The following is a 20,256-nucleotide window of genomic DNA, read 5'->3' as shown; positions in this document are numbered from 1 at the left end:
GAGCAGTGATATACCATCACTGCTCTTTCTTTTTTAATATTCTAAACAAAAAACTTTTATGCATATTTTTCTTTTAATTCACTAATTGAAAGTGGTTTATCTAAGTAATACCCTTGAACCAAATCACATTGATACTCTTTTAATTTATCTAATTGTTCTTTAGTCTCAACCCCTTCTGCAACTACCGTCATTTGACATGAAGCTCCGATAGCAATAATCGCTTTAATCAAAGATTCACTTTGATCATTGGTAAATAAACTGCTGACAAAAGAACGATCAATCTTAATTTCTGTAATCGGTAAAATATTAAGATAGCTTAATGATGAATAACCTGTACCAAAATCATCTAATGAAATACCAAACCCAAGTTTCTGTAGTTCCAACAAAATGGGCGATACACTTTTTAAATCACTGATTAGAATATTTTCTGTTATTTCGAAGGTGATCCGTGACACATCAATACCTGTTCTCGAAACAATCTTCATAATACGAGATACAAATCCCTTTTTAATTAACTGCTTAGGTGAAATATTAACTGAAAGCATAATGGCATTCGTACCATTGGGCATCACTTCTTGAATATCTTCACATGCTTGCTGCAAAACAAAATCGCCAAGCTGATCTATCATCCCTATTTCTTCAGCTACAGCAATAAATTTAACGGGAGAAACAGAACCTAATTTGTTATTGCACCATCGAGAAAGCACCTCTACACCATAAATCTCACCTGTTTTAGTATCAATTTGAGGTTGATATACTAAAGTAACCTCACGCTTATCTAACGCATTTTTTAGCTCTTCTTCTAAACTAAATTCATAGCTCACTTGCTCATCAATGCTTTTATCAAAGAAAAGTGATGCACCTTTATGAACATCTTTTGATTTATAAAGCACAATATCAGCTTTAGAAATAAGTTCTGAAGAACAAGTTGCATCCTTAGGGTACATTGCTACCCCAATACTACATCCAGTTGTAATCTCCTTACCGTTTATAGAGAAAACATCTTCAAAAACGGATTGAATCTTCTCAACCCATAACTCCGCATCTTGTTGAGACGTTAAATTAGAAAAACAAAAAACAAATTCATCTCCACCAAAACGTGCAACCATTTCGTCTTTTTCAATAAAGTGACTAAATCTAGAGCTAATCAACGTTAATAGCTTATCACCAACATCATGCCCATAATGATCATTTACTTTTTAAAGTCATCTAAATCAACAAACATCAAAGCTATCATCTTTCCGGATTGCTGAGCTTTAACAATTTCTTCTTCAATTCTTGACTCTAGCATGACCCTATTGGGTAATTGCGTTAATCCATCATGTAGAGCCATGTATTGCATTTTATTTTTTGTTTTCTCTAACACCTTAAAATCATTACAAATTCGATCCTGAAATTTATTAAAACGCATCGCAACATATTTACTAACACTCAATGATAATAAGGTAAGAATCAACGCCAAGGTTAGTGTTAGTAATAGTATTTTCTTTAACTCATCTTGATTTTGCTGAATTAATAATTTTTCTTTTTTCTCTAAAAGACGCTTATTTGTATCGGTATAAACCCCACCACTAATCACCCAATCCCATTTATCGTATTTTTTTATATAACTTAGTTGTGAATCAGAACCACTTTTAAATGCATCAAGTCGATTTAAATACTTAGAAAAACGACTATTATTATCACCAAACTTTGAATTTAATGTATTCATAAATTCACGAGGATTAATATCCGTTTTATTATAAATATTCGTATTTATTAAACTTTTATCCTGATGAGATAAGATATTACCTGAATGATCAAAAACAAATATATAGCCGTCTTCGCCATATCGAACCTCAGATATCCATGCAAGTAATATTTGTTGTATATCTTCTTCAACATCAACAACGTATTCACCTGTCCCTATATAAATATCTAATGGTTCAAAATATTTTGCATACCCTATCTTCTCAAATGCTTCATCTTTATTATCTGGCTTTGGATACCACCACTGACTAAAACCTTCCCCCTTTTCTCTCATCATTTTCACATGGTCTTCTACGACTCTTTTACCGTGAATATCCGTAAAATTAATCAGATTCTTTCCTTCATATTCAGGAAAAATAGGATGCATTAAATTCGTGCCATTCATATCATAAATAAAAAAGTAACCTCGACCATCATTAAAACGAGTTTGACGAAGAGCATCTGATATTAACTTTATTATTTCAGGTTTGGTTTTTTCTTCATTTTGTTGATATATAAAATTAATAATACCGTAGGCATCGTCTATATGATGTTGAATTGATTTTCTTAGCGTTTGTTCTGCCAAATTATCTTCATAAATAATTTGTTCATAAATACTGTCAACTTGTTGCTTTACACGACCTTTTTCTTGCGTAAGCGCATCCGAATATAATGATTCTATTAATGAGCCGACTTTGGTTTGATTCTCATGAATTACAATCGCGTTTAAAACCAAAGTAAAAATACCAATTAAAACAATCGGCATTAACGAAATAAAAGTCAACAGCCTTTTATCAGACTTATGCAGCATAAATAACCATTTACAATTTAGAAACAACCGACCAATGCTAATAATGTTTATTACAAAATAATAGAACCTTCTCTATATCTTTAACCAGAAACACAAAAAGATGTGAAGCCTGCCATAAAATAATTGTTCATTCATTGAGCAGATAAATAATGAATAAATGCTTTAGATATCTCACTTGAGATAAAAAACTGCATTGAAAATGAGATTACTTATTAAAAAAATACGAATAATTTGGAATTCCTCCTTTTAAGGATTAGATTAAACTTAAGAAAAAATTCTTACCATACATGGAGTCACCATGAATAAATCAATAATAATTGCAATAACCTCAGCATTATTTATCGCAGGGTGTTCAACGCAATCAGAAAAAACACCAGCGATTTCCTCAGATAATATCAATCCAATTTGTAATGTAGATAATAATATGGCCGGTGGTTGGGTCACATCTACTGTAACACCAGAAGCAAAAGAAGCGGTTGAGCACGTTTTAAGTATGATGAATACATCTGCTAAACTTAAACAAATATTAGATGTAAAAACTCAGGTAGTGAATGGCATTAATTACGCGATTGATTTTGAGCTTGATGATGGCCAAGTCTGGAATACTCGTGTGTATCGCAGCCTTAAAGGTCAATATCAAATGACTCAACCTGCTCAGCAAGGCAGCATGACTCAAGATTGCCAATAACAACACCATAATTCAAAGGACACTCTAATGCTTAAAAAAACAGTAATTACCATTTCGATGCTATTAACATTAGCTGCATGCAGTTCATCTGAAACTCCAAAACCAACTAAAGCAAATGCAACCAATCCAGCAGCAACATTTTGTGCAGAGCGCGGAACTTATGACTTAGATACAGGTAACTGTACACTTGGCAATGGCGATGTAGTTAACGCTTGGGAATACTACCGTAACCATAAACAATCCATGACTAAGCCTGTTGGCAAACCAAATCCTGCCGCAACATATTGTGTTGAGCAAGAAGGCACATACAACTTAAATGACAGCACATGCGTGTTAAAGACGGGTGAGAAAGTTAATGCTTGGGATTTCTTTCGTAGCAGCCAGAAATAACACGAACCATATCTAAAAATAATAAAGGCTGACTCTTCAGCCTTTTTTATTTGTCTTTTTCCTTTACTGATAGTAAATCTCATTTAGAATGCGTACATTGTTTTTATTACGAGATGAGATATGTCATATTTACTTTCAATTACTCTACTATGGGCTTTTTCATTTAGCCTTATCGGCGTATATTTAGCTGGCCAAGTTGATGCTTGGTTTTCTGTGTTAATGCGTATTGGTTTAGCTACCTTAGTTTTTCTTCCTTTCCTACGCCCAAAAAATATCTCATTGAATACAGCGCTTAAATTAATGGCTATTGGTGCGATTCAATTAGGATTAATGTACGTTTTCTACTACCAATCCTTCTTATATCTTACTGTTCCTGAAGTTTTGCTTTTTACTGTAATGACTCCTATTTATATCACTTTATTAAATGACGCATTTGAAGGTAAATTTCATTCGCACTTTATGATCAGTGCCGTAATAGCAACACTAGGTGCAATTGCCATTCGATATAATGGAATTGATGCAGGATTTTTATTAGGATTTGGACTCGTTCAAGGGGCAAACCTTTGTTTTGCGACTGGGCAAGTTTGCTATAAACGTTTAATGAAAGATCAAGAAATTGAACAAAAGACGGTTTTTGGTTTCTTCTTTATAGGTGCATTTATTGTTGCCAGTACTTGCTATTTATTATTCGGAAATAGCGAAAAGCTACCAACAACATCCATTCAGTGGGGAGTATTAATTTATCTTGGCGTGATAGCATCAGGCATGGGGTATTTTATGTGGAATAAAGGTGCAACACTGGTGAATGTTGGTGTTTTAGCCGTAATGAATAATCTACTTATTCCTGCGGGTATTTTAGTTAATCTATTAATATGGAATCGAGATGCAGATATTCTAAGACTGAGCATTGGCGGTGCTTTAATTTTATTGGCGCTTCTTGTTAATCAGAAATTAGAAAAAAGACATCATCAATCTTAATCTGTATTAAAAAAGAGCAGTATTCATGTTTACAATACTGCTCAATCCTTATCAAGCTTGGTGCTTAACTCTTGCCACTCCAAATGATGCGACAACACAAGTAAAGTAGAACCAAGATACCGCACCAGCAAATTTACAGCCTTCCTCAAAAATTTGAGTAATTTCGTAACCAAAAGGTAAATAACCTTGAATCACATCAGTGCCAATAGAACCTGCTAGCAACCCACCAGCCAGTAAAAATGAGAAACCATCAATTTCAATAATATCTTTGTAGTGTAACGCTAAAATGGCAAGTGCAACGACAGCATAAAAGAAATAACAAATATATTGATTTACGTATCGATCATGAATTAAGAAAAAATCATCAACAGCTAAAATTGATGCTAACGTTCCCATTAGAAAAAGTAAACGTTGTGTCTTACCACTTTGAATAAAAATTGCACTGAAAAAAGCAATTGAAATTGAACCAACCCAAAACCACACACCAATGTTTGAAAGAAAGCCACGGAAGCTGTGCACTTCTGTTTGTTGTGCCAAGTCTCTCAACACTTCCATAGGAGTGAAACCTAGTGCCTTGTTAAGAGCAAACAATGATAATGCATAAAATGCAATAGCAGGGATTAAAGCCAATAAACAATAAGATAGTATTCTTTTAGGATTAAAAATCTGACGTAAAATAGTGTTCAAAACACACCTCTTTAGTTATTTCTTGTAATAAATGTGGCGCAATAATCTATCTTTTGAGAAACAAGATCAAGATCACATTTGTTGCATAAGTGAGATAAGCCATTCACTAATTTATTCATTATATTTCCATTAGCAAAATTTATCTTTACGAGAAAAATTACTCGTTTTACTTGGTTACTCTTTAGCCTCATAGTCGCGGAAAATTACTTCCTATCTATTACTTTTTTTGAGGCACTGCGGTGGAACAAACAACATCAACTCAATCACAATCTGGTCTACTTATTCCTGTGATTGCTCTCTCTTTATTTGCTATTGCATCAGGGTATTTAATGAGCTTAATCCCCCTAATGCTAAGTCAATATGGGATTGAGGCGAAATACGCCAGTTGGTTAGCCAGTGCTTTTTATGCAGGTCTACTTGTTGGTGCCGGTGTTATCGAACCTTTTGTGGCTCGTTTAGGCCATAAAAACTCATTCGTTTTATTCTTAGCCCTGCTTGCAGCAACAATTATAGCTCTTCCTGCTATTCCTGATGAATTATTTTGGATGGTAGCAAGATTCGTTGCCGGTATCGCAGTTGCAGGTGTATTTGTTGTTGTTGAGTCTTGGCTATTAATTGGCGATGCAGAAAGTCGACCAAAACGTTTAGGCTTATACATGGGTGCGCTTTATGGTGGTTCGTCTCTAGGACAACTAGGTATCGGTTTTATCGGTATTGAGGGCCTACTACCATATTACATGATCATCGGCTTAATCATGATGGCTATTGCTTGTTTATTATTTGGTAAAGGGGCACAACCTCAAGTTCAACACCACAATGTTTTGAACTTTAAACAAATACTAAAACTAAACAAAGCTTCTATCATGGGCTGTGTTGTGTCTGGCCTACTACTGGGTGCAGTATATGGTTTAATGCCGTTAGAATTGAAACATCGCAATATTAATACTGCACAAATCGGCAGTCTGATGGCTCTTATTGTTCTTGGTGGCATGGCGGTACAACCGATTGTTTCTTACTTATCGAAGCATTTTGCTAAAACACTATTAATGGCTCTATTTTGTATTTTAGGTGTTTTCTCTGTTGGTTTAACTGCATTGAGTGATCACGCTGCTGTACTAGCCGTCGCTTTAGTTCTTCTTGGTATGGCTGCGTTTGCACTTTATCCAATTGCGATCTCTCTTGGATGTGATCAACTGGATGAATCTTATATTGTATCAGCAACACAAGTAATGCTTTTTAGCTACAGTATTGGTTCGGTATGTGGCCCTGTTATGGCGAATACATTAATGAATACTGCCGAAGGTCTTATGAGCTACTTGTTTGCTATTTTATTAGCAACAGCTATTTACATGATATTCGCTAATATTCGTCAACACCGTCCGATGGTTGCCGGCGAATAATTCCTTAGATTCTTATTACGGTGCGCGCTACAATGCGCACTTAAATAATTATGAGATATTAAAATGGAAGACGCACAATACGTTGTTGAGTGGGAAGAAAACACCACATTAAATTTTGAAGGTGCTCAATTAGTTTCTGCTTACCATACTTGTGAAGAAGAAGGTGATGAAACTGAACTTGAATTCGGTGAAGGCTGGTTTCAGGGTAAAGATGGTGAAGAGTACCGTATTGAAGTTCAAATGGCTCCTTTCCATCCTTATGATGAAGATCCTGTTCGTTTAGCTAACATCACCATTAATGGTGAAATCGTTAAAATTCTGGAAATTGCAGAAACCATTGATGGTGAATTCTTCATTGAACCAAGTGATAGCGATTACTAAAGCACAGTCTTGAATACTAAAAAGCACAACATAAGTATGTTGTGCTTTTTTAATAGGTATCACTGGTAAGCTTGGTATTACACGCTCATTATGCTACACATAAAGCATTATTTACCAATACCTTAAATTCAATGAGAGCCATCATTCAACAATTTGGACCTGCATTAGAGTCTGTTCAACTCGAACATTACTCCCCTTCAGAACCACTAATTAATGAACTTCAAGTAGAAATGAAGCTCAGCACGATTAATCCCTCAGATCTAATAACAATTTCAGGAGCCTATCGCTCTCGAATAACGTTACCATTTGTACCTGGATTTGAAGGTATAGGAAAGGTAACAAAATACTCAGATTCAACATCTATATTTTCAATTGGTGACAGAGTGCTGCCTATTGGTACTGCTGGCGCATGGCAAAAATACCGAAACACAAAAGAGGAGTGGTGCTTTACCATTCCAGAAAATTTGAGCGATGAGCAAGCAGCAACGTCATATATAAATCCGATGACTGCATGGTTAATACTAACTGAAGCTCTCAATATTCATTCTGATATGTCTATTATTGTGAATGCTGCCAACTCGGCAATCGGATTGATGCTTATTCGAATGTTAAATCACTTAGGCATTACACCGATTGCTTTAGTTCGCCGAGACAACACTATAGAAGAATTTGAAAACTGCAGAGTTCACACCATCATCAATACATCAAATAATGCTGATTACCAACAGCTACTCGATATAACAAAAAATAATAAAATCGATGCTGTATTAGACTGCATTGGTGGAGATGATGCTCTTTTATACACCCACATCGTAAAAGAACACGCTCAGTTTATTAATTATGGTTTATTGTCTAAGCAACCAATTCCTGCTGATTTCTGGATTCAACGCCCTGACATTCAATTTTCATATTTTCATCTTAGGCAGTGGATACATTCAGCTGAAAAGCCGCTGATTCAAAACAAATTGAATGAAGTAATGAATCTTGTTCATCAAGGAATTGCAGATACAAAAATTGATCGTTATTTCTCTTTAAAAGAAATTCATCATGCGATTCAATATATTGAAAAAAACAGAACGGTTAATAAAGGAAAGGTTCTTATCACTTTTTAATAAAAACCTTTAAATAATTACTTAAGTATTTTTTCCATCGACAGGTGTGGAATATCGGCTTCAATAAACTCTTCGCCATAAGGTCGAAAACCTAGTTTTTCATAAAACTGAATCGCGTGTTTTTGAGAGCCTAAATATACACGCTCATAGTTTTGGCTTACCGCTTCTTCTATAAGTGATAATACAATTTTAGAGCCTAAACCTTTAGAGCGATATGCTTTTAAAATCGCAATGCGTCCAATATGACCATCACTTAAAATACGGCCTGTTCCAACCGCTTCTCCATCACAATACACAAGCGCATGAACAGCACTTGAGTCTAAACCATCAAATTCAATTTCAGGATCGATCTCTTGCTCTTGAATAAAAACCGAATCTCGAATAGAACGGATTTCTTCTTTTTCTTTATTTATATACGCAACATTTTTTACTTCAAACATGTTTCCGTTCTCTTTATTAACGATTCACTCAATGTACCGAAAGTCATCGTATGAATAAAGTGAAAATCAATAATTAGACTGTAACAATAAACTTAATAATGTGATGACAAGCCCTATACTCTGAATGGCAAAAGGGTATTTGGCATCTTTCCAATGCATACTACAAAAGACAATCGCAATAGGATTAAAAATGATGCACAACATCCCCCACACAATACTCTGGCTAAAAGCCTCTAAGACTAGCAAAGCACCGCCAACGAGAAACACGACAACACCGAGCCAAACAAAAATATCAGCCATTAAAAAACACCTCATTTATTCAATGACCATAAGGTACTTAAATGCATAAACTGAGTGTGAGTCCACAATTGAGACTCGTATTTTTTGCGAGCTATTTTAATGTTTGGTTCAGTTTGTATTAAGGAAAAGTTAATCCACTAAAACCAGAGAATCTAAAATGCCTTTTCCGCTATGAATTCCACCTTCATTTTCACTGGCAGGCTTACTACGAATTAAATAACCCGCATAACCATTCAGCTCAGTGACCGGCTTACCATTGTAATAAGCGGTAAACAGCCCTATTTCGCTCACTAAATCATTTACAAGAGTCTGTTCACCATCTCGAACCGCAACCGTTGGTGTATCACGTTCATGAGGATATAAGCGCTGCATTAACGCCCATGCATCATATTCTGCAACATGTAATTGATTAAGCTTTTGGGTAATATCATCACCAAAAACGCAATGACCACCACCTTCACCTTGATTTTTTAATACCCATTCAGACTTATTTGCATTAAGGGTAAACCAATGAATAGTATCGGTATTAATCGGTTTCATATCAGCTAAAACGCTTTTAACCAATGATGCTTCATCTATACTCAATCCCCAACGAGCATATTCACTTTCTGGCATCATAGTTAACAACATTTGCATTGATTTACTGGTCGCTAATTGCTGACTAATCGTTGCATTAACGGCAACATGATGCTGTTCAATAAATAACCTTGTTTGGCTCAACGTATGACAACAAATAGGCTCATTAAGCTCTGCTGAGAAATAATCCTCATACTGATAGCCTGCACGTAAATAAACCACATCAACAGCACCAACGTTTTCTAGCAATAAACGTTTATTATCACCACTAGATAGCTGAGTTCTTAATTGTTCAAACGTTCTTCGAACCGTTCGAACACCTTGCTTTTGGAGTTCAACTTCCAACAAATGTTGGTCATACACGTTATCTTCATTCTTTTGTACAACCATCAAGAATGTCGGTTTACTTTCATTACCAAAATGCGCATTTACCGATTTCGCTGCCGCTGCAATACCATATGCAAGTTGTTCTAAACCTTGATTTTCAGCAGGCACAGCCGATGCATCTTCAATCCATTGGTGATACGTATTTGGCCATTGCTGTTTCATAAACGCATGAAGTTCTGCCGCTCGTTGACCAAAAGGCCCCATGCCAGCTGCAATACCATTAAATTCAATGACTTTTGCACCGTGTTGACGATCATCCATAAAATCAGTTCGCATCAATAATAACGGCTGACGCTCAGCAACAAGTTTATTATGAGCGTCACCATGCAGTTGTTGATGTAATGACATTAATAAACCAAAGAACGGATCAGCTTTTGCCATATCACTTAATGATGATTGGAGAAAATCATGATCTTCAGAAACGTTATGGATTAATTTAGTGATTAACGGAGTCACTCTCAGCAAATGTTGATACACATCACGCTCGATACTCATAGGAGCGATACTAAATGGACAATGTCTTGCCGTATTATCTGCTTGTCTGAATGCTACCCCATGCATGATTGCCCATTCACATGCATCTTCAATGATTTGTTGAGAAACCAACAGTTTTTTTTCTGTATTCATTTTTATAACTCTAAATTCAATAACTCAAGCTGCGTTAATTCCAGCTAAACCAAGTGTGCTATTCTGATGTTCATTTTCTTCTTGCGCTTTTTGCGCTAAATATAAACTTCGGTAATCACCATCTTGAATAATAAGCTCGTCATGCGTGCCACTTTGAACCACTTTTCCTTTATTCATGACCAAAATTTGATCCGCATTTTTTATCGTTGATAATCGATGAGCGACCATGATTACTGTTCTCCCATCTTGAATATTTTCTAATGCTTCTTTTACTGCTTCTTCCGTTTCACTATCAATATTTGCAGTCGCTTCATCCAATAAGAAAATACTTGGTTGGTGCGAAATAGCACGAGCTAATGCTAAAAGCTGCCTTTCTCCCACTGAAAGTGATGCGCCGCCATGCCCTGGTTGATGCTCATAACCATTAGTTAATCGATTAATAAATTGATGTGCTTTTACCTGCTGTGCTGCTGCAATTACCTTTTCTTTATCTGGGGTTGAATGTGATAAATCAATATTTTCAATTATCGAGCCACTAAATATAGTTGGGTCTTGAGATACTAAACCAAACATTTTTCTCAATTGGATTTCTGATAGTGATTCAATCGGTTGACCTCCAATTAAGATGGAACCTTTTTGATGTTGGTAGAATCGCATAAGCAAATTTATTACTGAACTTTTTCCACTGCCCGTATGACCTACTATCGCCGTAAACTTCCCACCTTTAGCTACAAAACTCACATCAGATAAAACCAAATGTTCCTCATCATAACTTAGATTCACATTCTTAAACTCAATATCATGCGGTGTTACTAACTCTGCAAATTCTTGAGGGTAACGATTCTGTTCTGATTTTTCATCTAGCAACTCAAACACTCGTTTTGATGCAACAGTCGCCACTTGTAATTTACGTAACTCCATTGAAAGCTGTCGGAATGGGTCAAAAAAACGTTCTATATAATTTAGAAATGCATATAGCGTTCCGATTTCAACCACTGTCGTTAATGATGCATTAGCGAACCACGCTACAATACCAACAGCCGTTAAATTGGAGACTAAACGTGTTAATGGAATAAGCATTAAGCTATCAATCGCGATTGATTTCGTTCTAAACTCAAACCAACGTTGGTTTTCTTTTTCAAACTTATCTTTAAACACTTTTTCTTGATTAAACGCCTGAATCAGTGACATTCCTTGTAACGATTCGTTAATACGTCCATTAATATTACTGACCTGCTCTCTAATCCCATTAAACACTGGCATTGAGATTTTTCGATACAAATGCATTGTTGTCAGTAGTATCGGGATCAAAACTAAGCTCAATAACATCAAGCGCCAATCCAAGATCGCTATCGCAATAAATATCGCAATGATGCGTAAGCTACCTTGAATGATTGTAGGTATCGTTGAAACAAACATATCACGCATCGATTCAGTATCATTTGTAATATAAGAAACCAACTTACCAGCGGATAATTTATCAAAGGTACTGATTGGAAAATTCAGCACATGATTAAACAGCTGTTTTCTCACATCATTAATCACCAACAAAGCACTGTGACGAAATGACACCGCTTGCAAATACGTAAATAACGCCGATATCACATAAAACACCATTACTAAGCTAACAAGCCCTATCAGATGTGGCCATTCAAATTGCTGTGGTACGATAACGTCATCAAGGATAATCTTCGCCATCCATGGAATCGCCATTTCAGCACTTATCGCTACCGATAGCATCATAAACGCGACAATAAATCGCATTTTATGTGGAAGAGAATAAGCGACCAATCGTTTAAACAAGAACATATCACTTGGTTGCTGTGCTTGTTCTTTACTCATTATGATCTCCTAGTTTCTTCATCTCTGTACCATTAGGAATTGAGATCTCTCCAATAACGGTGTTTAGTTGACTTTGTCTCTGGTAAACCATCGAATACCAACCTTGATTAGCCAGTAAGTCATGATGTGACCCTTGCTCTTCAATTTGCCCTTCATTTAATACAAAAATTCGATCAGCTTCGATTAAATTAGGTAAACGTTGTGTTACTAACAACATGGTTTTATGGTTGTAATTTTCTTTTAAATTTCGACGAATAATCACTTCAGTTTTAATATCTAATGCACTGAACGGATCATCTAACAGCAAAATATCCGCATCAGATAATAAGGCTCTTGCAAGCGTTAATCTTTGACGCTGTCCACCAGAAAGGTTTCCACCACCTTCTCGTAACTCAGTATTAAACCCGTCAGGCATGGCATCAATTTCGTTTTTAATTCCTGCCATTTCTGCCACGTATTGGATTTGCGCTTCCGTGGCCTCTGGTTTAGCTAATGCGATATTTTCAGCAATGGTCCCTGAAAATAAGAACGGCTTTTGCGGAACCCATGCAATCTTGCTACGCAAAGAATGAAAAGTTAATGATTGCACTGGATAACTATCAATACTTATGTTTGATGAATGTTCTAACTCAAACTGTCTTAGAATCAAATGCAGCAAGGTACTTTTGCCGCTACCAGTTGGCCCTGTAATACCTATAAATCCACCTTCATCAACCGTCATATTTATTCTTTCAAGTGCCCGTCGGTTCGTATTTTGATAAGAAAATGAAGTTATATTAATATCCAATGACGCTTTCGCATCGGAAGGTAATGTAACACCACCTTCAACCACTTCTTCTTTTTCTGAAAAAAGTGCATCTAAACGTTTCCATGACGTACTACCTCGTTGGAAAACATTAAATTGCCAGCCAAATTGTAAAAATGGTCCTAACAATTGACCAAGATATAACGTAAACGTAGTAAATAACCCACTGAAATCTGATCATGGTTAATTAACCACGCGCCATAAGCCAATGAAATAACAAATGATAAGCCGTAAATAAGTTGAATTGTCGGTGCGAATGCGGCATCCACTTTTGCAACAGCTAAATTAGCTTCCAGAGTTTCGTCCAGTGTTTTACCAAAACGTAGCTCTTGACGTTGCCCAATTCCATGAGAACGAACCGCACGAATCCCCGAAACAGTTTCACGAGCTTCTTCATTTAAATGAGCAAAACTGGCTTGTGCGCGACCAAATGTTTTATGTAAATTAATACCATAATGCTTAGTGATATAAACCAAAAATGGAAATGGCAATAATGCCACTGCAGTAAGCTCACCACTTACGATAAAAATCATTCCGAAAATTACAGTTAAGCCAGCGATAAAGGAATCAACTAAAGTCATGATCCCCATACCTGTCGCTTCTTCAACGGCATTCAAATCATTCGTTGCATGAGCCATTAAATCGCCCGTACTGCGACGAGAATAAAACGACGGTGACAGCATTGAAAACTTTCTAAATAAATCTCGACGTAGTACTTTCGCAATAGCAATCGAAGCACCGTATAACTGACTTTGCCATACATAACGTAAGCCATACATAGCAATCGCTGAAATGACAATACCACCAATGTGGACTAACAAATATGGTACTGTAAGCTCATTATTACTAACGCTATCAACAATGCGGCCAATCAACCAAGAAGGTACCAAACTTAATAAAGCCACCACTTGCAATGCAATGATGGCGATAATGTACTGGCGTGAAAACATCTTGATGTAACCGCGCAATTTCCACAAAATATTCATTAAATTACGCTACGACCTCTTCTATCTCACAATCACACTGCAAATCGTTTTTTTTCTGAATAAATTCATCAAAACTCATATCTTGTAGCGTCTCTATTCTTTGCTGTTTAGCTAAAGACTCGCCAACTAATCGGGATAAACCTGCCATTTCTTCTTTATTAATTTCGACATCTTTATGCTGTTTAAAATGCATTTCAGATAATCTCTGTGTTACGTGTTTATATGACAGTTTTTCATCTTTCATTATTGTTAATATTTGCGCTGATGGCGTTAAATTACTATCTATAAACTTAACCTTTTCACGCTCAATGCCTTGTTTATGCCCTTCTGTAGCAAACACATTATCTAACCACGACGCAACTGGCATCATTGATGATAATAAAGTCAAGCCAAGCTCTTTAAGCTCTCTATCACCTTGTTGCGTTGGTAATAATAGCCCTTCTTTTCTCCCTTCGGTTGCCACTAACTCTTGACGACGAGCAATTAACTCTCGTTCAGAATCAGTTAACTCAGGGCTTGGTGCTAAGGCGTTATATGTAAGAAAAGCATCTAAAAAATAGCTTTGATCTTCACTGATACCTAATGGTAATAGTGGATTGTTATCTAGACTACGTAGTTCAATATATTGAATACCGTGATGACACATCGCATACAAAGGACGTAATTGATCACTAACGATTTTAGGTCTCACAGAACCGTATAGCTCATTTTCTAATTGTAAGACCGATGCATTCAGTTGCTGATCTCCATTTAAATGAGTATAGCGCTCACTTGGCGTCGTTAATGCGTGACATAAATCAGCCAAATACTCTTGCTTACTATTAAAGCTTGTTGGATAAAAAGATTGCTCATTACTGCTATATCCCATGTTACTCAAGCGTAAAGATGTCGCCCATGGCAAATAATAAGTCTCGTCATCAAGAAGATTTAAAGCGTGTTCTTGATTGATTAAATAACTTTTATCTACCGCAGGTGACGCACCAAATAAATATGGAATAATCCAACCATTACGTAGGACATTACGAATCAAATGAAAATAACGTTCTGAAATGAAATCATTTAAGGATAATTCACTACCAATATGTGAATGTAAGATTTCCCAAAAAGAATCAGGTAATGAAAAGTTATAATGAATACCTGAAATTAGTTGCATTCTTTTTCCATAACGATTCGCCAATCCTTCACGATAACGTACCTTATGTAATCCAGCGTTTGATGTTCCATACGCTGCGATCTTAATCTCATCATCACTTGGCAGCTCAGGTGGCATACTTGCTCCCCACATGATTTCATTGTCAGGTAGATGAGTAGCGACAAAATGGTGTAAAGAAGCTAACGAATCAAACGTCGTCTTTCTTTCTGTCATTGCAGGAGTCACCAACTCTAATTGTGCTTCCGCAAAATCAGTTGTGATGTAAGGGTGTGTTAAAGCAGAGCCTAACTCTTCTGGATGAGGTAAGTTTGAAATGCGGCTTTCAGGCGTCGTACGGATCAATTCTCTTTCAATTCCACGTCGAATGTCATGCAGTGTATTCATGGCATTTTCATTGTTTAAAAAAGAAAGAATATGAGGTTCTAGGTATTTCACATCTGTATTTTTCATTTATGTTCTTCATAAAAATGTTTCTAACAACTTGAAGACGCACAGATAAAGAAAAAGACGCAAAAAAATTTCAATAAAATGAAAAATGATAAAGTAATTAGACAAACGGTAAATAATGCGTTTATTTACCGTCCAGTTGAAAAAGAGAGAGTAAGATTATCTCTTAGGTGAAGAGCAGTTAGTTTTCTTAGGGGTATAACCTGTAACCATTCCCCCATCATTGATTTCAAAATCGCAACAAGTCATAAGATTTTCGCGAAACTTAACTCTCCCGCGCTGAATTCGACTTTTAGCTCCCGACAATGATAATCCTAATTTATCTGCAATTTCTTGCTGAGGAATACCTTCTAATTCCGCTAAACGAAGAGGAACACTGTATTTATCAGGAAGCTCATCGATTAACGGACGCATACACTCTGCGATTTCTTTCCGAGCCTCCTCTACAGCATCTTCATCTTCTGCTGCTAAATCTTCCGGTAGTTCATCATAAGACAATTTATCTCGATAAAAATCCATAATCGTATTATAGGCAATCTTATACAACCAGCCTTTCAAGCTGCCTTTTGATTTTAGCTGATGCAAATTGCTGCTGGCTTTTATGTACACATCTTGAAGTATGTCATCAACTGCACTCTCATCATCACTCGTTTATGAATATAATTATGTAATTGTGCTTTGTGATTTTGCCATTCTGACAACATAAAGACCGGCCTCAAATAAACTAAATACCCCCCTAACATTATCAGCTCTAGCATTTGAACAAAATAAGTATTTAATCATCAAACAGCAAATTCATGACAATATAAATACGAAAAAGCCTCAACATTTCTGCTAAGGCTTAACTTAAATAGGTATGTATCACTCTATTTACTATGTGATCACTCACTATCATTTTCGTTTAATACATTCGACATCAGCTTTTTTAATCTTGCTAAATCAATTGCACTAGAGCGTACCGTCAACTTCATATGATCGTAATCATATTCTTCATTCACCACACTCATGCTTGAGCGGATCTCTCCCATTATGCCTTTTGCATCGTAAGGAACAATGAGTTCTTCTTCGATCATCCCTTTCTCTGAAGCGTTAACGATATATTTATGCAATTTGGCTACATCAAGTGGATTACGAGTTGATGTCATCATCGCATCAGGAAACTCTTCCATTAATGCTTGTTGCTGCTCAGGAGTCAGTTGATCTGATTTATTTAAAACTAATAACTTATCAATGCCATCAACACCCACTTCTCCAAGTACCTCATGAACTACATCAAGCTGAGTTCTAAAGGTGGGATCTGAGGCATCTACTACATACAGTAATAATGAAGCATCGTGCGCTTCTGCTAACGTTGAGTGGAAAGAAGCGACCAAATCATGGGGTAATTTTTTTATGAACCCTACGGTATCTGAAACAAGAATTCGAGGTTGAGTTTCTGGATACAGCGCACGCACTGTTGTATCTAGTGTTGCAAACAATTTATTTTCAACCAGTACTTCACTACCTGTTAATGCACGCATCATTGAAGATTTACCAGCATTGGTGTAACCCACTAAAGCAACACAAAACAGTTCAGAACGCTGAGCTCGTCTACCTTTCAGTTCATCTTGAACACTGTCTAACTCTCGACGTAATTCAGCTAATTGATCACGAACTTTACGACGGTCCAGCTCTAAACTTGTCTCACCTGAACCTTTACCCATTTGGCGTTCACTGTCACCGATTGAAGATTCTCTCAATCTTGGGGCGACATAATTCAGTCGAGCCATCTCAACTTGAAGACGAGCGGTACGTGTACGAGCATGACGGCTAAATATTTCAATGATAATACCCGTGCGATCGTATACCTGAACACCAAGTTGATTCTCAACATTACGCAGTTGAGATGGACTTAAATCACAATCAAAGACAACAACATCAGCACAACCAAACGGTAAGTTCTCTGAAGGAATATCATCAAAATCAGTTTCATCAAAGAAATCTTCGGTATCGGCATCCGTACCCTCTCCTTGATTACCTGTGATGTGTGCGATCTCTGCCAATTTCCCAGCACCTAGTACACTCATCTTTTGCGTAGAGGTTTGCTTTTGAGATTGCGTTCCAACAACTTTAAAACCTAAGGTTGTCACCAAGCGAGCAAGTTCAGCCAAGGATTGTTTGGCTTCCTCACCTTTAAATTGCGGTGTACAAATAGAAATAAGTAAGGCGTTATTAAGCAACGGTTTTTCGGTTAGTTTCATGATTTTATCTTAAAGCACCGGAGTGCAAGCCTGATTTTAGCTAAAGTTAGTCTAATCCTACGCTGTTATTAAGAAGCTTGATAGGTAAATAGAAATTAAATAAAGAATAATCTTTTGGGTGGTGAGAGCTCATAGATATAACACTGTAAACTTAAACTGGTAAAGCATGGTGATGTATCACTCTGTTGCAAAGTAACTGATTTATTACCAAGGTAGAGTTTCCCCATTATAAGCCAAAAACTTACCACTCTCTTGAGGTGAACTAGATTTCATCAACCCAATAAGATCACCTGCTACTTTTTCTGGTGAAAATAATTTATTTTGTGAAACGTTTGCTTGAAATGGCTTAGACAATGCAGTGTCTGTCGTTCCCGGGTGAAGAGCTAATACCACACCATTTTTCACACTCCTTTGCCATTCAATTGACATGGTTTTAATGAACATATTTAACGCAGCTTTTGATGCTCTATAGCTATACCATCCCCCAATTCATTGTCTGAAATGCTACCTACTCTCGCAGAAATAACGGCAAATTTAGGATGATTTGTATTTTTAAGTTTTGGGGTGAAATATTTGGCTAATAATAGCGTTGGTAATGTATTTGCCAATATTATTTGCTGAAAATAAGTACTATCTAATGCGCCTAAATTTTTCTCAGGCCCTTTATCTGATGTATGTAACATACCAACACAATTAATAACCCAATCGATATCATCAAATAATTCACTGAATAATTTCACTTCATCATCATGGCTAACATCGACTTGATACCAGCTCACTCTTTCATGCTGAAACCGTGGTTTAGTTTGACGATAAGTTGCATGGATATGAGCATCTGAATACTGAGTAAGGCACTTCTTTATCATCGCAAAACCTATACCTCCGTTTCCTCCAACAATGAGTATATTCATCATGATTCCTCGTAAAGCTCTGTCACATCACAATCTATTTTGAACAACTGGTTTTATTGCAACGAGATACTCCCGTTAACCAATAAGACACTCGATAACGATTTTTAGCAAAGTGTAGATAGCACCAATCTGCGAGCACCTTAATTCCCGGCCATCTGAGAGGAGCATAAAGCCAACCTTTACCCACTAATTTCCATGCGAGATACGTTACATCTAACCCGAGAATCAACTCGCCTTTCTGATTTAATGCATGTAAAACCGTATTTGCAGCCTTTGGGTCAATATTAGGGTATTCAGAAAATGCTTCACTATAAATATCAATGGTTTTTATCACATTGTTTTTGTCTTGCTGTTTGAGCGATCTCATCTCTTTTGCACACAATGGACAAGTTCCATCATAAAAAACGGTTAACTGATACATATGTACCTCTATGTTTAAGTTCTCTATGTTATACGTCAGAGGTGACTTTTCAGATCAAGAGAAGGTTTATACCAACCCAAATAAATGGTCAGATAATTTTGCAGAAAAATGGATAAGAATGATATGTAGGCTATAAATACGAAAAAGCCCCAGCATTTCTGCTAGGGCTTAAATGTGGCGGTGAGTGAGAGATTCGAACTCTCGGTACGTTGCCGTACACACACTTTCCAGGCGTGCTCCTTCAGCCACTCGGACAACTCACCGAATTGTTGTTCTTTTTGAAACAACGAGCGCTAATTTAATGATTTAGCCTCTAGGGGTCAAGGAGTTTCTTGCAGAATCTCAATTGGTTGCTTCATTTTTACACGTCTTGCTCGTGTTATAAACAAAAAAGCCAGCATAATTATATGCTGGCTCTATCTATAACATAAAAGTTTATACTTACGCTTGTGGTGTGTAGTAACCTGGAACTTTAAATGCTTTACGGCAAGCATCTAAAAAGTAACCATAAAACACACCCATTACACATGAGACAACAACGTTACTTGAAACAGCAGTAATGATTTGCTCTGGTGTTGCCCCCACGACTAATAAAATCATGGCGTAAGCTGGCGACTGGAATGTCACATACGCGACTAAGTCTGCAATATTCTTCATAAATTTACTCGGTGAGATACGAGCACCTTGACGAAGCATAAAATCACGGAAAACCCCATAAGGCCATGCGATTGCGATGTTAACTGGTATGGAAAGAGTTCGAGAAGCCAACGACTGCTCAAATGTCATTCCTGAAATTAATATTTCAATAAACATGCCTGTAATAAAACAAAAAACCACCATTGCAAATGTATCAGCCGCAGCATTGCGGATATTAAATGGCCCTTTCTTAGACATTAACTTACTCTCTCCAACACACAAATATCAGACTAATGGACTGGATGATGAA

The 20,256-nt window shown here is 36.6% G+C and carries 17 protein-coding genes, 1 tRNA gene and 3 pseudogenes; 6 read left to right on the top strand and 15 right to left on the bottom strand.

Annotation, left to right across the window (positions count from 1 at the left end):
* Positions 1-56: 56 nt before the first annotated feature.
* Positions 57-947: an EAL domain-containing protein gene (locus AAFX60_005325; GenBank protein XDF78889.1), complete on the bottom strand. Its 891-nt coding sequence runs from the start codon at positions 945-947 to the stop codon at positions 57-59.
* Positions 921-2,494 (bottom strand): annotated as a pseudogene (locus AAFX60_005320) (cache domain-containing protein). The gene AAFX60_005325 and the pseudogene AAFX60_005320 overlap by 27 nt, the downstream one beginning before the upstream one ends.
* Positions 2,495-2,837: 343 nt before the next feature.
* On the opposite strand from AAFX60_005320, the gene AAFX60_005315 reads away from it, so the two are divergent.
* The 3 genes from AAFX60_005315 (at position 2,838) to AAFX60_005305 (ending at position 4,595) form a co-directional block, all read left to right on the top strand.
* The gene (locus tag AAFX60_005315; GenBank protein XDF78560.1) at positions 2,838-3,227 is read left to right on the top strand and encodes a cystatin domain-containing protein; all 390 of its coding nucleotides are present in this window, start codon (positions 2,838-2,840) and stop codon (positions 3,225-3,227) included.
* A gap of 27 nt (positions 3,228-3,254) precedes the next feature.
* Positions 3,255-3,617: a DUF333 domain-containing protein gene (locus tag AAFX60_005310; protein ID XDF78559.1), complete on the top strand. Its 363-nt coding sequence runs from the start codon at positions 3,255-3,257 to the stop codon at positions 3,615-3,617.
* 120 nt (positions 3,618-3,737) lie between these two features.
* Positions 3,738-4,595, top strand: a complete 858-nt coding sequence (locus AAFX60_005305; protein ID XDF78558.1) for a carboxylate/amino acid/amine transporter — start codon at positions 3,738-3,740, stop codon at positions 4,593-4,595.
* Positions 4,596-4,646: 51 nt separating this feature from the next.
* On the opposite strand, the gene AAFX60_005300 is transcribed toward AAFX60_005305, so the two are convergent.
* Complete coding sequence (locus AAFX60_005300; protein XDF78557.1) at positions 4,647-5,282, bottom strand: oxidase; 636 nt, start codon at positions 5,280-5,282, stop codon at positions 4,647-4,649.
* A 239-nt stretch (positions 5,283-5,521) separates the two neighbouring features.
* Here AAFX60_005300 and AAFX60_005295 point away from each other — a divergent pair, with 239 nt between their 5' ends.
* The 3 genes from AAFX60_005295 (at position 5,522) to AAFX60_005285 (ending at position 8,175) form a co-directional block, all read left to right on the top strand.
* Complete coding sequence (locus AAFX60_005295) at positions 5,522-6,682, top strand: MFS transporter (protein ID XDF78556.1); 1,161 nt, start codon at positions 5,522-5,524, stop codon at positions 6,680-6,682.
* A 63-nt stretch (positions 6,683-6,745) separates the two neighbouring features.
* Positions 6,746-7,063, top strand: coding sequence for a hypothetical protein (locus AAFX60_005290; protein ID XDF78555.1), 318 nt, complete (start codon positions 6,746-6,748; stop codon positions 7,061-7,063).
* A 71-nt stretch (positions 7,064-7,134) separates the two neighbouring features.
* On the top strand, positions 7,135-8,175 hold the full coding sequence (locus AAFX60_005285) for a zinc-dependent alcohol dehydrogenase family protein (GenBank protein XDF78554.1): 1,041 nt from the start codon (positions 7,135-7,137) through the stop codon (positions 8,173-8,175).
* Between the two features lie 17 nt (positions 8,176-8,192).
* On the opposite strand, the gene AAFX60_005280 is transcribed toward AAFX60_005285, so the two are convergent.
* The 12 genes and pseudogenes from AAFX60_005280 to AAFX60_005225 all read right to left on the bottom strand — a co-directional run bounded on the left by AAFX60_005280 (position 8,193) and on the right by AAFX60_005225 (position 20,204).
* Positions 8,193-8,615, bottom strand: coding sequence for a GNAT family N-acetyltransferase (locus AAFX60_005280; protein ID XDF78553.1), 423 nt, complete (start codon positions 8,613-8,615; stop codon positions 8,193-8,195).
* Between the two features lie 66 nt (positions 8,616-8,681).
* Entirely contained in the window at positions 8,682-8,915 is a 234-nt protein-coding gene (locus AAFX60_005275; protein XDF78552.1) for a hypothetical protein, read from the bottom strand.
* Between the two features lie 129 nt (positions 8,916-9,044).
* Positions 9,045-10,505, bottom strand: coding sequence for a glutathione synthase (locus AAFX60_005270; protein ID XDF78551.1), 1,461 nt, complete (start codon positions 10,503-10,505; stop codon positions 9,045-9,047).
* Positions 10,506-10,529: 24 nt separating this feature from the next.
* On the bottom strand, positions 10,530-12,347 hold the full coding sequence (locus AAFX60_005265; GenBank protein XDF78550.1) for an ABC transporter ATP-binding protein: 1,818 nt from the start codon (positions 12,345-12,347) through the stop codon (positions 10,530-10,532).
* Positions 12,340-14,138: pseudogene (locus AAFX60_005260) on the bottom strand (ABC transporter transmembrane domain-containing protein). Before AAFX60_005260 ends, AAFX60_005265 begins: the two are co-directional and overlap by 8 nt.
* A 4-nt stretch (positions 14,139-14,142) precedes the next feature.
* Complete coding sequence (gene gshA, locus AAFX60_005255; GenBank protein XDF78549.1) at positions 14,143-15,741, bottom strand: glutamate--cysteine ligase; 1,599 nt, start codon at positions 15,739-15,741, stop codon at positions 14,143-14,145.
* Between the two features lie 156 nt (positions 15,742-15,897).
* The gene (gene sigZ, locus AAFX60_005250; protein XDF78548.1) at positions 15,898-16,323 is read right to left on the bottom strand and encodes an RNA polymerase sigma factor SigZ; all 426 of its coding nucleotides are present in this window, start codon (positions 16,321-16,323) and stop codon (positions 15,898-15,900) included.
* Between the two features lie 296 nt (positions 16,324-16,619).
* Positions 16,620-17,978: a GTPase HflX gene (gene hflX / locus AAFX60_005245; GenBank protein ID XDF78547.1), complete on the bottom strand. Its 1,359-nt coding sequence runs from the start codon at positions 17,976-17,978 to the stop codon at positions 16,620-16,622.
* 204 nt (positions 17,979-18,182) lie between these two features.
* A pseudogene (locus AAFX60_005240) lies at positions 18,183-18,889 on the bottom strand (SDR family oxidoreductase).
* A 34-nt stretch (positions 18,890-18,923) separates the two neighbouring features.
* A complete protein-coding gene (locus AAFX60_005235) occupies positions 18,924-19,310 on the bottom strand; it encodes a DUF393 domain-containing protein (protein XDF78546.1) in 387 nt (128 codons plus the stop codon).
* Positions 19,311-19,485: 175 nt separating this feature from the next.
* Positions 19,486-19,573: transfer RNA gene (locus AAFX60_005230), tRNA-Ser, on the bottom strand.
* A gap of 178 nt (positions 19,574-19,751) precedes the next feature.
* Entirely contained in the window at positions 19,752-20,204 is a 453-nt protein-coding gene (locus AAFX60_005225) for an L-alanine exporter AlaE (GenBank protein XDF78545.1), read from the bottom strand.
* Positions 20,205-20,256 lie beyond the last annotated feature (52 nt).

Source organism: Aliivibrio fischeri (genome assembly GCA_038993745.2).
Taxonomy (GTDB): domain Bacteria; phylum Pseudomonadota; class Gammaproteobacteria; order Enterobacterales; family Vibrionaceae; genus Aliivibrio; species Aliivibrio fischeri_B.
This window is presented reverse-complemented; position numbering and strand designations above follow the sequence as displayed.

Excerpts from the sequence above, each read along its gene's own strand:
- AAFX60_005325 (XDF78889.1), bottom strand. The coding sequence starts at position 947 with ATGTACCCTAAGGATGCAACTTGTTCTTCAGAACTTATTTCTAAAGCT.
- AAFX60_005270 (XDF78551.1), bottom strand. The coding sequence starts at position 10,505 with ATGAATACAGAAAAAAAACTGTTGGTTTCTCAACAAATCATTGAAGAT.
- AAFX60_005235 (XDF78546.1), bottom strand. The coding sequence starts at position 19,310 with ATGTATCAGTTAACCGTTTTTTATGATGGAACTTGTCCATTGTGTGCA.
- AAFX60_005275 (XDF78552.1), bottom strand. The coding sequence starts at position 8,915 with ATGGCTGATATTTTTGTTTGGCTCGGTGTTGTCGTGTTTCTCGTTGGC.
- AAFX60_005305 (XDF78558.1), top strand. The coding sequence starts at position 3,738 with ATGTCATATTTACTTTCAATTACTCTACTATGGGCTTTTTCATTTAGC.
- AAFX60_005265 (XDF78550.1), bottom strand. The coding sequence starts at position 12,347 with ATGAGTAAAGAACAAGCACAGCAACCAAGTGATATGTTCTTGTTTAAA.
- hflX (XDF78547.1), bottom strand. The coding sequence starts at position 17,978 with ATGAAACTAACCGAAAAACCGTTGCTTAATAACGCCTTACTTATTTCT.
- gshA (XDF78549.1), bottom strand. The coding sequence starts at position 15,741 with ATGAAAAATACAGATGTGAAATACCTAGAACCTCATATTCTTTCTTTT.
- AAFX60_005225 (XDF78545.1), bottom strand. The coding sequence starts at position 20,204 with ATGTCTAAGAAAGGGCCATTTAATATCCGCAATGCTGCGGCTGATACA.
- AAFX60_005280 (XDF78553.1), bottom strand. The coding sequence starts at position 8,615 with ATGTTTGAAGTAAAAAATGTTGCGTATATAAATAAAGAAAAAGAAGAA.
- AAFX60_005290 (XDF78555.1), top strand. The coding sequence starts at position 6,746 with ATGGAAGACGCACAATACGTTGTTGAGTGGGAAGAAAACACCACATTA.
- AAFX60_005310 (XDF78559.1), top strand. The coding sequence starts at position 3,255 with ATGCTTAAAAAAACAGTAATTACCATTTCGATGCTATTAACATTAGCT.
- AAFX60_005315 (XDF78560.1), top strand. The coding sequence starts at position 2,838 with ATGAATAAATCAATAATAATTGCAATAACCTCAGCATTATTTATCGCA.